Annotated in this window: 11 protein-coding genes; all 11 read left to right on the top strand. The window is 71.5% G+C overall.

The window, feature by feature from the left end:
* Positions 1-59: 59 nt before the first annotated feature.
* The 11 genes from ACQP1K_RS22885 to ACQP1K_RS22835 all read left to right on the top strand — a co-directional run bounded on the left by ACQP1K_RS22885 (position 60) and on the right by ACQP1K_RS22835 (position 13,672).
* The gene (locus tag ACQP1K_RS22885; protein ID WP_433497748.1) at positions 60-731 is read left to right on the top strand and encodes a lytic polysaccharide monooxygenase auxiliary activity family 9 protein; all 672 of its coding nucleotides are present in this window, start codon (positions 60-62) and stop codon (positions 729-731) included.
* Positions 732-1,169: 438 nt separating this feature from the next.
* Positions 1,170-1,565, top strand: coding sequence for a hypothetical protein (locus ACQP1K_RS22880; protein WP_433497747.1), 396 nt, complete (start codon positions 1,170-1,172; stop codon positions 1,563-1,565).
* Between the two features lie 15 nt (positions 1,566-1,580).
* Positions 1,581-2,810 carry a DUF6395 domain-containing protein gene (locus ACQP1K_RS22875; RefSeq protein WP_433497746.1) on the top strand — a complete coding sequence of 410 codons (1,230 nt, stop codon included), beginning with the start codon at positions 1,581-1,583 and terminating at the stop codon, positions 2,808-2,810.
* 4 nt (positions 2,811-2,814) lie between these two features.
* Positions 2,815-3,657: a M55 family metallopeptidase gene (locus tag ACQP1K_RS22870; RefSeq protein WP_433497745.1), complete on the top strand. Its 843-nt coding sequence runs from the start codon at positions 2,815-2,817 to the stop codon at positions 3,655-3,657.
* Positions 3,658-3,798: 141 nt separating this feature from the next.
* Positions 3,799-5,358 (top strand): flavin monoamine oxidase family protein, encoded by a 1,560-nt coding sequence (locus ACQP1K_RS22865; RefSeq protein WP_433497744.1) that lies wholly within the window; start codon positions 3,799-3,801, stop codon positions 5,356-5,358.
* Entirely contained in the window at positions 5,359-5,868 is a 510-nt protein-coding gene (locus ACQP1K_RS22860) for a YbaK/EbsC family protein (RefSeq protein WP_433497743.1), read from the top strand.
* 106 nt (positions 5,869-5,974) lie between these two features.
* Positions 5,975-8,224, top strand: coding sequence for a protein kinase domain-containing protein (locus tag ACQP1K_RS22855; RefSeq protein ID WP_433497742.1), 2,250 nt, complete (start codon positions 5,975-5,977; stop codon positions 8,222-8,224).
* 11 nt (positions 8,225-8,235) lie between these two features.
* Positions 8,236-10,287 carry a serine/threonine-protein kinase gene (locus ACQP1K_RS22850; RefSeq protein WP_433497741.1) on the top strand — a complete coding sequence of 684 codons (2,052 nt, stop codon included), beginning with the start codon at positions 8,236-8,238 and terminating at the stop codon, positions 10,285-10,287.
* 42 nt (positions 10,288-10,329) lie between these two features.
* Complete coding sequence (locus tag ACQP1K_RS22845; protein ID WP_433497740.1) at positions 10,330-11,703, top strand: serine/threonine-protein kinase; 1,374 nt, start codon at positions 10,330-10,332, stop codon at positions 11,701-11,703.
* 224 nt (positions 11,704-11,927) lie between these two features.
* Positions 11,928-12,707, top strand: a complete 780-nt coding sequence (locus ACQP1K_RS22840; RefSeq protein WP_433497739.1) for an electron transfer flavoprotein subunit beta/FixA family protein — start codon at positions 11,928-11,930, stop codon at positions 12,705-12,707.
* Positions 12,708-12,718: 11 nt separating this feature from the next.
* Positions 12,719-13,672: an electron transfer flavoprotein subunit alpha/FixB family protein gene (locus ACQP1K_RS22835; RefSeq protein WP_433497738.1), complete on the top strand. Its 954-nt coding sequence runs from the start codon at positions 12,719-12,721 to the stop codon at positions 13,670-13,672.
* Positions 13,673-13,824: the final 152 nt, after the last annotated feature.

The following is a 13,824-nucleotide window of genomic DNA, read 5'->3' as shown; positions in this document are numbered from 1 at the left end:
CAACCCTTTGGAAGCGCTTCCAGTCGTCCGGATCCCCCCGTGGAAGATGGAGACCCAACGTGCATCCACATCCTCATGCCCGGACTCGTACCTGGGCCGTCCGCGTCATGGCCCTGCTCACCGCCGCGGCGGCCTGCCTGGTCACCTGGGCGGGCCCCGCCTCGGCGCACGGCTCGCTCGTCGACCCGGCCTCCCGCCACTACGGCTGCTGGCAGCGCTGGGGAAGCGACTTCCAGAACCCGGCCATGCAGCAGCAGGACCCCATGTGCTGGCAGGCATGGCAGGCCGACACCACAGCGATGTGGAACTGGAACGGCCTCTACCGCATGAATCTCGGCGGTGACTTCCGGGCCGCGATCCCCAACGGTCAGCTGTGCAGCGGCGGCCACGCCGAGAACGGCCGCTACAACGCGATGGACGTCCCCGGAGCGTGGAAGGCGACGAACATCGGCGGCAACTTCACGATCAAGCTGTGGGACCAGGCCAACCACGGCGCCGACTACCTGCTCGTCTACGTCACCCGCCAGGGTTTCGACCCCACCAGCCAGGCGATCACCTGGAACGATCTGCAGCTGCTCACCAAGACCGGCAGGTACAGCCCCGGCCAGTACTACACGGTCGACCTGAGCACCTCGGGCCGTAGCGGCCGTGCCGTCATCTACACGATCTGGCAGGCCTCGCACATGGACCAGACGTTCTTCATGTGCAGCGACGTGAACTTCGTGAGCTGATCGGCTCCCGACCCTGCCACCCGGGCTCGGCCGGACATCCCGGCGGGGCCCGGGTGGCTCCCCGGTTCTCGCGCCGAATTCCCGAAACGCCTTACTCCGGAATGCTCCGGTAGCCCGTCGGCCGGCCGCGGCCTCCCGATCGCTGACGGGCCCTCGGCTGTGAGATTCCGCGGGGCCTTTCGGGCCTTGGGCGCGTACAGGCCCGGCTCCCGCGCCGACTCCGCGGGGTCGCGTTCAGCGGCCGCCAGAGCGTCACAGCCCCGCGGCTCGGTCTCATGCGGGCCATGACCTGGCCGGACATCGAATGGGGGCATACCCGACCACGGGGTGATTCCGGTAGTAACCCGGTTCGTCCTCGGTGCGGGGCTCATCCGGTGATTTCGTCTGTTGGCGGTTGTTGACCTTGCTAGTCGTGGAATGCGGCTATCGTGGCGATTCATGATGCGGTTCGTCAGGCGAGTGCTGGCCCCCCTCACTGCCCCGATCTCCAGACGCGTGCGGTCCCGGATCGACGCGAGATACGTCACCAAGGCCGATCACCGGCGGGACATCAAGGACGCGCTCTGGGAGGTCCAGATGCTCCGCCGCGAGGTGGTGTCCCTGCGTAACGAGGTCGACCGGTTGCGGAAGACCGCCAAGGCGTCGGCGGCGCCGGCCCCCACCCGCGATCCCCGGGTCGCCGAGGCCCACCGGCTGGCGACCGAGACCGCCGACGCACTGGACAAGGTCCTCCAGAACGAGGTGCGGGTCTGGCAGGCCATCGACGACCTGTCCGCGCGCGTTCCGGTCGCCGAGCAGGTCTGCCACATCGAGCACGCGGAACATGTCGGATAGCGAGGGGCACGGCTCATGCGGGTGGAGTGGACCTTCGACGACGGCGTCTGGCGGCTTGCCTTCCTGCTCCATCCGGAGGACGAGACCGTCGGGCTGTGCGCCGACGGCCAGCGTCTCGAGTTGCGCACTAACTCGTGCCGGGTCAAGCTGCCCAAGGAAGCGGGAAAGCCGTACGTCCACCCTGATCTGCTGGCGGTGGCGGCCTGGACGGTCGTGGCGCCGTGGACCAGGCGGAGGGTGACCTTCGACCGGCCGATCTCGGCGGACCTCGCGGAGGCGCTGCGTACCGGCTGGGGCGTGGACGCCGGCCCGGTGGGCGAGGACCGGCGTGAGGGGGCGCGTCTGGCGATCTCCTACAGCGGCGGCGCCGACTCGGCCGCGGTGGCGGACATCTTCCCGGACGCGCCGTTCGTGCACTTCCAGCGGGTGAGCCATCCCCGGGTGCCCAACCGGTGGACCCACTACCGTTCGGACGTGCTGGCCCGCCTGGCGCGGCGGACCGGCCGGGAGCTCACGATCGTCCAGTCCGATCTGGAGTTCGTGCTGAGCTTCCCCCGGCCCGGCTTCCCCGAGCACCACGCGGTGGCGGCGGGCGCGCTGCTGCTCGCCGACGAGCTGGACCTGGGGGGTCTCGCCCTGGGCTACGAACTGGGTTCACGCTGGCTCGGCGGTGACCGCTACGTTCATCGCTACAGCCCGGAGAACCCGATGTGGGCGGCGGACGGGGCGTGGGGGCGGCTGTTCGCCGCGGCCGGGCTGCCGATCGTGCTGCCGGTCGGCGGGGTCAGCGAGGCCGTCACCATGCGGATCGCGCTCGCCTCCGACCTGCGCGAGCAGGTCCGCTGGTGCCTGCGCGGGTCGGGGGACGGCCCGTGCGGCGAGTGCGACAAATGCCTGTACAAGGAGCTGATCCAGGCCGCCGTCGAGCGGCGTCCGCTGCGTACGACGATCACCGCCGGCCGGGGCATCGCACGCAAGTGGCAGCAGCCGCCGCCGTACGGTGGACAGGAGATGATCGAGTACGGCTGCGCGCATGTGCCCGGCATCGAGACGACGCCGTTCGCCAAGGCGGCCGAGTATCTTCAGGCGACCGTCGAGTCGACCCGCTGGCTGGAGCACTGCTACCCGCCGGCGATCGAGGAGATTCCCGAGCGGTGGCGCAAACGGGTCGACACGTACATGGTGGACTCGGTGGGACTGATGGACGGGGATGAGGCCCACCGGGTCGAGACATGGGGGACATAACAGGATGAAGATCTATCTGTCAGTGGATATGGAGGGCGTCACCGGGCTCACCGATCCGGAGGAGATGCACGCGGGCGGCCGGGGCTACGAACGCGGCTGCGAGCTGATGACCGGGGACGCCAACGCGGTGATCGAGGGGGCGTTCGACGCGGGGGCGCGGTCGGTGCTCGTCAACGACGCGCACGGCTCCACCAAGAACCTCAGGATCGATCTGCTCGACGAGCGGGCCACGCTGATCAGGGGGCCGGGCAAGCCGCACCGCATGGGGCAGGGACTGACGCCCGGCTTCGCCGCCGCCTGTTTCGCCGGTTACCACGCCAGGGCCGGCGTACGGCACGGCGTGCTCAACCACACGTGGATGGGCAAGGAGATCCACAACGTCCACCTCAACGGCGAGATCTGCGGCGAGACCAGGCTGGTCGCCGGATTCGCCGGGTCAATGGGGGTGCCCGTGGCGCTCGTCACCGGTGACGAGGCGGTCTGCGAGGAGGCCGGGGACCTGCTCGGCGACGTCGAGACCGTGGCCGTGAAGAAGGGCGTCGACAAGTTCTCCGCCGAGCTGCTGCCGCCGAGCGTGGCGCAGCGCCGGATCCGGGAGGGGGCCGCCCGGGCGCTCGGCCGGCTGCCGGATTTCCGACCCTATGTCGTGCCTGCGCCGTACACGCTGGCGGTCGAGTGGAACTCCACCGCGATCGCCGCGGCCTGCGCGATCATCCCGGGCGTGAAGCAGGCGGGCCCACGGCACATCGAGTTCACCACGGACGACTACCACGACATCATGGCGCTGTTCGGGATCTTCTCGATGATCGGCGGCCAGGTGGCGTGCGGCAGCGGCGTCTACGGCTGATCCGGGTACGGCTGATCCGAGAGTTGAAAGGTCCGCATGGTCGAGGGCGAGGACGGGGGCAGGAGTGAAAGGGGAGACGGGGGATCACTGACGCGTCGCTCCCTCCTCGTGGGGCTCGGCGTCGCGGGAGGAGCGGGGGCGATGTACGCGGCCATGGGGGTGCTCGGGCTCGCCCCCGACCGCCAGGAGCGCGACTACACGCCGCCGCAGCGGTCCGACTTCGCGCTGCGCGGCCGGGCGGCGGCGAAGGTGGTGATCCTCGGGGCGGGGGTCGCCGGGCTCGCCGTCGCCTACGAACTGGGCAAGGCGGGGTACGACTGCACGGTCCTCGAGGCCCGCGACCGGGTGGGCGGACGCAACCTCACCCTCCGGGGCGGCGACCGGCTGCCCGAGCTTCCCGATCCGCTCGCGTCGTCCGGGGGCGGGGGAGCGCGGCGGGTCCGGGCGCGGGAGGCCGGGATCCGGGAGACCGGGGTTCAGGAGGCACGCTTCGGCGAGGGCGTCTACTTCAACGCCGGACCGGCGCGGATCGCCCAGTGGATGGTCACGCTCGACTACTGCCGCGAGCTCGGCGTGCCCATCGAGCTGTTCGTCAACGACAACCCCAGCGCGTACGTCTTCAACAAGCGCATGAAGGCGCCGGTCCGGGCGCGTACGGCCCGTGCCGACATGTACGGATATGTCAGTGAACTTCTGGCGAAGGTCACGAATGCCGGCGTACTCGACAGGCGGCTGACCTCCGCGGACAAGGCCGCCCTGCTGGACTTCCTGTCCACGTTCGGAGACATCGGCGGGAGCTACGACTACGCCGGTTCCGAGCGGCGCGGCCTGCGGGTGAACCCCGGCGTCGAGGAGGGCGTGCCGCTCGGCGCTCCGCCGCCGCTGTCGGAGGTGCTCGGGTACGGCCTCGGCCGTACGATCGGCTTCCCGCTCGCCTATGACCAGGCGATGCCGATGTTCCAGCCGGTCGGCGGGATGGACGCGATCGTCACCGCCCTGGCCGACGCCGTCGGCCGCGACCGCATCCACGTCTCGGCCGAGGTCGACAGGATCACGAACCTGGCCGACGGCGTGGAGGTCGTGCACTCGGGCGGCTCGGCGATCAGGGCGGACTACTGCGTGGCCGCGCTCCCCCCGCATGTGCTGGCCCGGATCCCCGGCAACCTGGACGCCCGGGTCGTCGCCGCCCTGCGGAGCCCGCAGCCGGTGTCGGCGGGCAAGATCGGGCTGGAGTACCGCAGCCGCTGGTGGGAGACCGACGACCGGATCTACGGCGGCATCACCGAGACCGATCTGGACATCTCGCACATCTGGTACCCGTCACACGACTTCCACGGCAGACGGGGGCTGCTGGTCGGCTACTACAACCTCGGCGCCGACGCCGACGCCTACGGCCGGCTGACCCACGCGGAGCGGCAGAGGCGAGCGGTCACGCAGGGCATGAAGATCCACGGGGAGAAGTACCGGACCGAGCTGGTGTCGAGCGTCTCGATCGACTGGCGCCGCCAGCCGCACATCGAGGGCGGGTGGACGGCCTGGCCGTCCTACGAAGGCGGGTTCGGCCTGCTCCAGAGGCCGGCCGGGCGGGTCTACTTCGCCGGCGACTGGCTCACCCATCTCGTGGCCTGGCAGGCCGGTGCGCTGGAGTCGGCCCGTAACGTGGTCACCCGACTACACGAACGCGTGATCAAGGAAGGTTGAATGACTCTCGACTGGATGCCCGTCGCCGACGGCCTCGACCTGCTCGCGGAACCGGTGGCCAAGGCGATCACTGGAGTGGCGGCGCGGGTCGCCCCGATCGACGCCGAGCTCGCGGACACCGCCGCGTTCTGCGAGCGGTACGGCGTGGCCCCGGAGGACTCGGCGAACTGCGTGATCGTCGCGGCCAGGCGGGGCGGCGAGACCCGATACGCCGCGGTCATGGTCCTCGCCACCCACCGGGCGGACATCAACGGGGTCGTCCGGCGCCACCTGGGGGCCAAGAAGGCGTCGTTCGCGCCGCAGTCCGAGGCCGTCGCGCTGACCGGCATGGAGTACGGCGGCATCACCCCCATCGGGCTGCCCGAGGAGTGGCCCGTGCTCGTTGACCGGAATGTGATCGATCGGCCGTTCGTCGTGATCGGCAGCGGGGTGCGCCGGTCCAAGCTGGCGCTTTCCGGGAGGGAGCTGGCCGAGGCGACGAACGCGGAGATCATCGCCCTCACGCTCTGACCGATCCCCTGGAAACCCCTGCCCCACGCCGACCGTTGAGCGGACCAGGGATGTGGCGCGTTGGTGCGCTCATGGGCGTTCTTTTAGTCGGTATGGTGCTTAGACAATGAATCAGGACGACCGGCTGGGACCGTACCGGCTGCTGAGGCGGCTCGGTGAGGGCGGTATGGGCGTGGTCCACCTCGCCCTCGACCCACGCGGCAGAGAGGTGGCCGTAAAGGTTCTGCGCTCCGACGTGGCGGGGGACGACGTCGCGCGCAGGAGGCTCTCCCGCGAGGTCGAGACCATGCGGCGGGTGCGCAGCCCGCACATCGCGGAGGTCCTGGACGCCGACGTCACCGGCGTGCGGCCGTACATCGTGACGCGCTACGTGCCCGGCCGGCCGCTCGACGAGATCGTCAAGCGGGACGGCCCGCTGACCCTGGACGCCCTGCTCAAGGTGGCGGGCGGCATCGCCGAGGCGCTTTCGGCGGTGCACGCGGCCGGGGTCGTCCATCGCGACCTCAAACCCGGCAACGTGCTGATGCTCGACGGCCGGCCCGTGCTCATCGACTTCGGCATCTCCCAGGCCGTCGACGCCACCCGGCTGACCCAGACCGGCATGTTCATCGGCACCCCCGGCTACCTCGCCCCGGAGATCATCGAGGGGCACGAAGCGGGCCCGGAGGTGGACGTGCACGCCTGGGCGGGCACGCTGCTGTTCGCCGCGACCGGCCAGGCGCCGTTCGGCAAGGGCACGCTGGAGATGATCTTCTACAACATCACCTCCGGCCGGTCCAACGTGGCGGCCGCCCCCGAGCCGATCCAGCCGCTGCTGCGTGCGGCGTTCCAGCGCGATCCGGCGAGACGGCCGTCCGCCGTGGAGCTGGCCGGCTGGGTCGCCAAGCTCACCGGACCGGCCGCCGGCCGGGTCCGGGTGCCCGACGAGATCACCACCGTGCCGAACGTCGACGACACCGGCGGCGGGCCCGCCCCCGGTGCCGGTGTCGGTGCCGGTGCCTCCGGTCCGGCTCCCGGATCGGGGGCCTCCGTCCCGAGACGGGACGAGTTCGTCTCGCTGCTCGGGGAGACGTCCGGCATCGACGGCGCGTCCGCGCCCGGGGGTGCCGCGGCCCCCGGCGGTATCCAGGCCCCCGGTGGTGTCCAGGCTCCCGGTGGTGTCCAGGCTCCCGGTGGCGCCGCGGCTTCCGGCGGATCGTGGGCCCAGGGGAACGCGCCCGGGATCATGGACACCCCCGTGTTCCGCGGCAGACCGGGTTCCGGCGCCGCCCCCGCCCACCCCGGCCAGGCCGCCCCGCACACTCGCCCGGCTCAGCAGGGACAGCCAGCGGGCCGGTCCGACGCTCAGGGCGGCGATCCTTTCCCGACGGTACGGGTGACCGGCGAGGACCTGCGCCGGGCGGGCATCGGCCCCGGCGGTCCGGCCCACCCGCGGCCGCCCACCTCCCCGGAGGGGGACATTCCGACCAGGCGGGTCACCTCGGAGGGCGACATCCCGACCAGGCGGGTCACCTCCGAGGAATTACGCCAGGCGGTCTCGCAGTCGTTCCCCGAGCAGGCGCAGCGGACCCCCGAGATCTTCAGGGAGGCCGCCGAGGTCTTCGAGCAGACCCCGCACATCCCGCAGTCGCAGCAGGCGCCCTTCCTGCCCACCGCCCAGATTCCGCCCTACCAGCAGCACCACCGGGGGCCGTACCAGCAGCCGTACCAGCCTCCGGGGCAGCCGCTCGCGGGTGGTATGACGCCGCCTCGATCCAGGGCGTACGGCGTGGCCGCCGCGCTGCTGTTCATGCTGATGGCGTGCGCAGCGGTCATCGCGCCGCTGCTGGTGTGGGTGTTCGCGCTGCCGGCCGTCGTGCTGCTGCGGGCCGCCGACATCGTCCGGTCGCGGCTCGACACCCGAAGGCCGGCCGGCGCTTCGCCCACCGGCCTCATCGGGGTGCTCGGACGCCCGGACGCGATCGTGAAGTCGATCGGCGTCACGATCGCGCTCATGCCGTACGGACTGGTCCTCGGCCTGCCGGTCACGGTGCTGCTGACTCTGCTGGTGCCGTCGGCATCGCTCCTGGCCGCGCTGAGCTGGGGGCTCGCCGTGGCGCTGTGGACCGTCTGCGCCGGACCCGGGGTCGAGGGGCCGCGCCGTCAGCTGCGGCGGACGCTCACCGCTCTCGCCCCGGAGGACGGCGGGGCACGGGGCATGGTCTGGGGGATCGGGGCCGCCGCCGTGTTCGTGGGGATCGTCGCACTGGCGAGTTTGGTGGGTAAACAGACGGCTGGGCACTTTTGGGGGCCAGTGGACGTTCTGTCCCTAGTAGAACGCCTTTCGGAGCTGCGGGTCCGTATGGGGAGCCGGTGACGGGGGACGACATGTCGACAATCGAGGCTCCGGAGGCTCCGGAGCGGATCGGACCCTACCGGCTGCTGCGCCGGCTGGGCGAGGGCGGCATGGGGGTCGTCCATCTCGGCCTGAACGCCGAGGGCCGGGAGGTCGCCGTCAAGGTCCTGCACCCGCACGTCGCGACCGACCTCAAGGCGCGTGACCGGCTCACCCGTGAGGTCGAGACCATGCGCCGGGTGCGCAGCAGGCGGGTCGCCGAGGTCCTCGACGCCGACCTGACCGGCGCCTCGCCGTACATCGTCACCAGGTACGCCCCCGGGCGGACGCTGGAGCAGGCCGTGCTGGAGGACGGGCCGCTGGGCGACGCGGGCATCGTCAGGCTCGCCCGCGGGCTGTGCGAGGCCCTGGTCTCCATCCACGCGGCCGACGTCATCCACCGTGACCTCAAGCCGGCCAACGTGATGCTCGTCGACGGCGAACCACTGGTGATCGACTTCGGCATCGCGCACCTGGTCAACGCCACCCGGCTGACGCAGACCGGGATGTTCGTCGGCACCCCCGGCTACCTCGCCCCCGAGATCATCCGGGACACCGAGATCACCCAGGCGGCCGACGTGCACGCGCTCGCCGCCACCGTGTTCTACGCGGCGACCGGACAGCCGCCGTTCGGATCGGGCACGTTCGAGTCGGTCTGCTACAACGTGCTCGAGGGCAAGGCGCAGCTCGACCTCGCGCCCGCCTGGCTGCGGGAATGGCTCCGGCTGGCCCTGGCCAAGGACGCCGAGGCCCGCCCGGCGGCCACCTCGCTGCTCAAGCTGTCACGGGCGCTCGACCCCTCGGTGACCACGTTCCACGAGAACGGCGCGCGCGACGGCGGCACCCGGCTGCTCGACGCCGCGACCCTACACGGCGACAGGGCGGGATCCGGCCCGGCGGCCTACGACGAGACCGCGATCATCGGTGAAGCGGCCGCCCCGCCGGGCGGGGACGGCCGTTCCGACGACTACGCCGACCTGCTTCCCCCGGTCAACTACGTCGAGCCGGAGCGCCCCCGCCGGGACACGCGGCAGCGACCCGTTCCCGATCCCGGCCACGACCGGGTTCAGCCCGCTTACGGCCGGCCGGGGCACGGCCCGGCGACCGGGTACGTTCAGCCCGCCTACGGCGCGCCCGGCTACACCCAGCCCGGGTACGCGCCGCCCGGGTACGCGCCGCCCGGGTACGCGCCGGGGTACGGCCCGCCGCCGGCCGGCTATCCGCCGTATCCCGACCAGCGGGTCGCCGGCTACCCGCCATCCCCTCAGGTGGCGGCACCGCCGACCGCGCCGCCCATGCCGCCGCAGGCGGTCGCGCGCCCGACCGCCCCGCCGGCGGAGGCCGCGCCGTACGGGCGGGACCCGTCGCGGCCGCGCTACCGCGCCGCGCACCCGATCCTGGCGGGGCTGCTCCTGGTCGTGCTCGTGGCCCTGGCCTGCCTGCTGCCGGTCACCGTCAGCCTGTTCGCCGTCGTGGCGGCCCTGTGCCTGCGCGTGGGCCATCATCTGCTCAGCGACCTCGCGGCACGCCGATCGATCAGGGGGAGCAGCGGCGCCGACCCCTTCCTGGCGATCCTGGGCACGCCCTGGGCGCTGATCAAGTCGACGCTCGCCACGCTCGTCCAGGTCCCGCTGGCCGCGATGTTCGCGATGTGCGTGTGGGGCGGGCTCGTGTACATCGGAAAGATGGCCACCGATCCGGCCGCGGCCTACGCCGCGGGTGCGTTCGTCGCGGGGCTGTTCGTCCTGCCGGGCGGATCGGCGCCGCGCAAGGCGGTCTCGCGGGCGCTCAGCTCGGCGATACGCAGCCCCGGCGCCGGCATGGTGATCACGATCACGGTGGGCACCGTCGCGCTGTTCGCGGTGATGACCGCGATATCGGCCGACGCGTCATGGGCTCCGTGGCGGCCGCCCTCGGTGGCGATCGACCATGTCGTGGCGGATCTCAGACGCAGAGGCGAGGACACGGTCGTCAACCTCGTCGGCGGCCTCCTCGGTGACATCATGGACAGGATCGGCCTGGGTTTCCTCACCTTCTGGAACTGACCCGGCACCCGGGAGGTGGCCGAGGAGGAGCGGAGGAGCGGAATGGGTTCACCGGAACACCTGAGCCCTCACCACCACGGGGACCGTCAGGGAAGCGACCGGGGGAGATCGGAGCGGCAGGACGGCGCGGCGGAACCCGGTCTCGACACAGAACCCGCGTTTCTCGGCCCCTATCGCCTGCTCTCCACGCTCGGCTCCGGCGGGTTCGGCGAGGTGCATCTGGCCCTCGACCCGGAGGGCCGCACCGTCGCCGTGAAGATGCTCCACCCGCACATCGCCTCCGACGCACACGCGATCGCCCGCCTGGCCCGTGAAGTGGAGACCATGCGCCGGGTGCGCGGCCGGCACGTCGCCGAGGTCCTCGGCGCCTCCCTGACCGGCCCCCGGCCGTACATCGTCACCCGATATGTCCAGGGCCGCGCGCTCAGCGTCGTCCTGGCCGCAGGCGGGCCGATCCAGGGGGACGACCTCGTCCGGCTCGCATGCGGGCTGGCCGATGCGCTGGAGTGCGTACACGCCGCCGGGGTCGTGCACCGGGACCTCAAGCCCGCCAACATCATCATCGCGGACGGCGAGCCGTACCTGATCGACTTCGGCATCGCATGCGCGCTGGAGTCCGCGTCGGTCACGGCGTCCGGGGCGGTGGTCGGCACCCCCGGCTATGTGGCGCCCGAGGTGCTGGAGGGCTGGGCCGCCGGGCCGGAGGCCGACGTGTTCGCCTGGGCGGCGACGGTGGCCTTCGCCGCGACCGGGCGGCAGCCGTACGGCACGGGGCCCGTGACGGCCGTCGCCTATCGGGTGGTCCACCATGAACCCGACCTTTCCGGTGTGCCGTCGTGGCTCGCCCCGCTGCTGGCGGAGTGCCTGGACAGGGATCCCCGGGCGCGGCCGACGGCGGCGGGCCTCGTCGCCAGGCTCGCGTCAGCCGCTCCGGACGTGTCCTCTCCCGCCCGCGCGACGCTGCCTCCGGTCGCACCCGCGATCGACGGGCCCGCCGCCGGGCTCGCCGGGGCGCGTGGCTCCGCGCCCACCAGGGAGTGGCGGCCCGGGGAGAGGCGTCCGGAGGAGCGCTCCGACGCGGGGCACCTCGACGCGCGGGCGAGACACCGGCGGAAGCTGCACCGGCGGTGGGTCATCGGATCGGCCCTCGTCGTCGGCCTGTTCGCCGCCGCGGCCGCACACGACCTTCCCGAGATCTCACTGCTCCTGCTCGTGCTGTACGGCATCGGCGTGCTGATCGACGCCGCCTTCGGCCTGGCCGCCAGGGCACGGGCCCGGCTGGTCGTCGACGCCGCCGGCGGCGTCGGCGTCGTCGCCGTCTACGCACTGCTCAGCTCGTTGTTCAGCACGATGACACTGCTCTTCGCCGTCGCCACCGTGCTGTTCCTGCTGATCACCCTCGTCGTCGCGAGTTGACCCTCCTGCCGATCTCCGGCGGCTCCGGTGTGGAGGAGGGGTGCGACAGGTCCGGAACATGCTTCGGTATCGTGATGGCGATGGGGAGGTGTGGCTAGGCTACTCGTGGGTAACATAGTCTTGGCTCCCTTTTGGAAGTCGTGCGTACAGCGTGCGCGTACCCCACGGCACGGAACGAAATTCGCGGCGTCAGCCGTACGGAAAGGGGAGGTCGGCCACCGGCCATGAACATCGTCGTCTGCGTGAAGCAGGTCCCCGACACGGCGACCGAGCGCAAGCTGAGGTCCGATGACAAGACACTCGACCGCGATGCCGCCGACGGCGTCGTCAACGAGCTCGATGAATATGCGGTCGAGGAGGCGTTGAAGCTCAAGGAGGCCCACGGGGGCGAGGTGACGGTGCTCACCATGGGCCCGGGCAAGGCCACCGAGACCATCCGCAAGGCGCTCGCCATGGGCGCGGACAAGGCCGTCCACCTCAGCGATGACGCGCTGCACGGTTCGGACGCGCTGTCGACCTCGTACGCCATGTCCCAGGCGCTGAAGAAGATCGGCTTCGATCTGGTCGTCCTCGGTTCCGAGTCCACCGACGCCCGCACCGGCGTGCTCGCCGCGATGCTGGCCGAGCGTCTCGGCGTCCCCCAGCTCAGCCTCGCCAAGAAGGTCGAGGTGAACGGATCGGCCATCGCCATCGAGCGCCTCACCGACTACGGGTACGACAAGGTCGAGGCCTCGCTGCCGGCCGTCGTGTCCGTGGTCGAGAAGATCAACGAGCCGCGTTACCCGTCCTTCAAGGGCATCATGGCGGCCAAGAAGAAGCCGGTCGAGACGCTCGGCATCGCCGACGCGGAGATCTCCGCGGACCAGGTGGGGCTGGCGAACGCGTGGAGCGAGGTCGTCGACTTCGCCGCCGCGCCGCCGCGTGCGGCCGGGACCATCGTCAAGGACGAGGGCGACGGCGGCGCCAAGATCGCCGAGTTCCTCGCGTCGAAGAAGTTCGTGTGAGGGGCCCCGAGATGAGTGAGGTTCTGGTTCTCGTCGAGCATGTCGACGGCGATGTCAAGAAGGTCACCCTCGAACTGCTGACGCTGGCCCGGTCGCTGGGCGCGCCGGCAGCGGTGTGGGCAGGTCCGGGCTACTCGGAGACCGCGAAGGACAGGCTCGCCGAGTACGGCGCGGAGAAGGTCTACGTGGCGGACGCCGAGGAGATCACGGACTATGTCGTGGCGCCCAAGGCCGAGCTGCTGGCCAAGCTCGTGGCGGACACGGCGCCGGCCGGTGTCCTGGTCGCTGCCACGGCCGAGGGCAAGGAGATCGCCGGTCGGCTGGCCGTCAAGACCGACTCCGGTGTGATCACCGACGCGGTGGGTCTGGGCGAGGGATTCGTCGCAGATCAGTCGATCTTCGGTGGTGGCGTGAACGTGCGCAGCCGGGTCGCCAGGGGTACGCCGATCGTGGCGGTGCGTCCCAACTCCGCCGCTCCCGTCGCGGCGGCCGGTGCCGCCGTGGAGGAGAAGGTTGAGGTCGCTCTGTCGGACGCCGCCCGTGCCGCGCGGGTCGTGGAGCGGGTCAAGCAGGAGAAGGGTGCGCGTCCGGAGCTGACCGAGGCCGCTGTCGTGGTCTCCGGCGGCCGGGGCGTGGGGTCGGCGGAGAGTTTCGCCCTCATCGAGAAGCTCGCCGACTCTCTCGACGCGGCGGTCGGCGCCTCGCGTGCCGCGACCGACGCCGGCTGGTATCCGCACCAGTTCCAGGTCGGGCAGACGGGCAAGACCGTGGCGCCGCAGCTTTACATCGCGGCCGGCATCTCCGGTGCCATCCAGCATCGGGCTGGCATGCAGACGTCCAAGACGATCGTTGTGATCAACAAGGACGCCGAGGCGCCGATCTTCGAGATCGCTGACTACGGCGTGGTGGGCGACCTGTTCCAGGTCGTTCCCCAGCTCACCGAGGAGATCGAGAAGCGCAAGTAGCGCCCGCGTACGCCGTCCGGCCGCCGGGTTGCCGGGCACGGCGCGAGGGGAGACGGGAACAGCGCGACAGGGCCTGGCGGAGACGGCTTGATCGGAGCCGGTCCGCCGTGCCGGAACGCCGAGCGGCGCCGCACCACGGTGGTGCGGCGCCG

Source organism: Sphaerimonospora sp. CA-214678 (genome assembly GCF_050942215.1).
GTDB lineage: Bacteria > Actinomycetota > Actinomycetes > Streptosporangiales > Streptosporangiaceae > Sphaerimonospora.
The sequence above is the reverse complement of the archived record's forward strand: the minus strand, read 5'-3'. Positions and strand labels throughout refer to the sequence as shown.

What these genes read in the sequence shown, in the direction of transcription:
- ACQP1K_RS22880 (WP_433497747.1), top strand. Translation starts at nt 1,170, where the DNA reads ATGATGCGGTTCGTCAGGCGAGTGCTGGCCCCCCTCACTGCCCCGATC.
- ACQP1K_RS22875 (WP_433497746.1), top strand. Translation starts at nt 1,581, where the DNA reads ATGCGGGTGGAGTGGACCTTCGACGACGGCGTCTGGCGGCTTGCCTTC.
- ACQP1K_RS22870 (WP_433497745.1), top strand. Translation starts at nt 2,815, where the DNA reads ATGAAGATCTATCTGTCAGTGGATATGGAGGGCGTCACCGGGCTCACC.
- ACQP1K_RS22865 (WP_433497744.1), top strand. Translation starts at nt 3,799, where the DNA reads ATGTACGCGGCCATGGGGGTGCTCGGGCTCGCCCCCGACCGCCAGGAG.
- ACQP1K_RS22860 (WP_433497743.1), top strand. Translation starts at nt 5,359, where the DNA reads ATGACTCTCGACTGGATGCCCGTCGCCGACGGCCTCGACCTGCTCGCG.
- ACQP1K_RS22855 (WP_433497742.1), top strand. Translation starts at nt 5,975, where the DNA reads ATGAATCAGGACGACCGGCTGGGACCGTACCGGCTGCTGAGGCGGCTC.
- ACQP1K_RS22850 (WP_433497741.1), top strand. Translation starts at nt 8,236, where the DNA reads ATGTCGACAATCGAGGCTCCGGAGGCTCCGGAGCGGATCGGACCCTAC.
- ACQP1K_RS22845 (WP_433497740.1), top strand. Translation starts at nt 10,330, where the DNA reads ATGGGTTCACCGGAACACCTGAGCCCTCACCACCACGGGGACCGTCAG.
- ACQP1K_RS22840 (WP_433497739.1), top strand. Translation starts at nt 11,928, where the DNA reads ATGAACATCGTCGTCTGCGTGAAGCAGGTCCCCGACACGGCGACCGAG.
- ACQP1K_RS22835 (WP_433497738.1), top strand. Translation starts at nt 12,719, where the DNA reads ATGAGTGAGGTTCTGGTTCTCGTCGAGCATGTCGACGGCGATGTCAAG.